Origin of the sequence: Nocardia mikamii NBRC 108933, from assembly GCF_001613505.1 — a bacterium.
In the GTDB taxonomy this organism is placed as follows: domain Bacteria; phylum Actinomycetota; class Actinomycetes; order Mycobacteriales; family Mycobacteriaceae; genus Nocardia; species Nocardia mikamii.
Map to the genome: position 1 here is coordinate 1 of NZ_BDCM01000036.1, position 1,395 is coordinate 1,395.

Sequence of the window (1,395 nt, forward strand, 5' to 3'; positions counted from 1 at the left end):
TCGTTGCGGGACAGGTTGATTCCGAGATTCGCCGCGGCGCGCTCGAGGTCTTCGTCGTCGCCGTCGCGCATCTCGATCGCGGCGCCGTCGGAGGACAGCACCTCGACGTTGAGGCACAGTGACTGCAGTTCCTTGAGCAGAACCTTGAACGATTCCGGGATGCCCGGTTCGGGGATGTTCTCGCCCTTGACGATCGCCTCGTACACCTTCACGCGGCCGACCACGTCGTCGGACTTGATGGTCAGCAGCTCCTGCAGCGTGTAGGCCGCACCGTAGGCCTGCATGGCCCAGCACTCCATCTCACCGAAACGCTGACCACCGAACTGCGCCTTACCACCGAGGGGCTGCTGAGTGATCATCGAGTACGGACCCGTCGACCGCGCGTGGATCTTGTCGTCCACCAGGTGATGCAGCTTCAGGATGTACATGTAACCCACCGCCACCGGATACGGGAACGGCTCACCGGAACGACCGTCGAACAACACCGACTTACCGTTGGCGTCGACCATGGTCTCACCGTCGCGGTTCGGCAGGGTGGAACCCAGCAGACCGGTCAGCTCGTCTTCCTGCGCACCGTCGAACACCGGGGTCGCGATGTTGGTATCGGCTTCCTGGCTCAGCATCTCCTCGGGGAGATTCTTGGCCCAGTCCGGCAGGTTGCCAGTGTCGGCACCCTCGATGTTCCAGCCGGCTTTGGCGATCCAGCCCAGATGCGTTTCCAGGATCTGGCCGATGTTCATACGCCGCGGCACACCATGAGTGTTCAAGATGATGTCGACCGGAGTGCCGTCGGGCATGAACGGCATATCCTCCTTCGGCAAGATCTTGCCGATCACACCCTTGTTACCGTGACGACCCGCGAGCTTGTCACCGTCCTGAATCTTGCGCTTCTGCGCCACATACACACGCACCAGCTCGTTCACACCCGGAGGCAGATCGTCGTCGTCCTCACGCGAGAACACACGAATACCGATCACCTTGCCCGACTCACCATGAGGCACCTTCAAAGAAGTGTCACGCACCTCCCGCGCCTTCTCACCGAAGATCGCACGCAACAACCGCTCCTCCGGGGTCAGCTCGGTCTCACCCTTCGGCGTCACCTTCCCGACCAGGATGTCACCATCACGCACCTCGGCACCGATCCGAACGATGCCACGCTCATCCAGATCCGCCAGCACCTCATCGGAGACGTTCGGGATATCCCGCGTGATCTCCTCGGCACCCAACTTGGTATCGCGGGCATCGATCTCGTGCTCCTCGATATGAATCGAGGTCAGCACATCGTCCTCCACGAGACGCTGCGACAGAATGATCGCGTCCTCGTAGTTGTGACCCTCCCACGGCATGATCGCCACCAGCAGGTTCTTACCCAACGCCATCTCACCGTTCTCGGTG

1 protein-coding gene is annotated in these 1,395 nt (G+C 61.4%); it reads right to left on the reverse strand.

Annotation, left to right across the window (positions count from 1 at the left end):
* Positions 1 to 1,395 (reverse strand): DNA-directed RNA polymerase subunit beta (locus NMI01S_RS33610; RefSeq protein ID WP_501193602.1); only part of this gene is annotated, 1,395 nt, incomplete at both ends.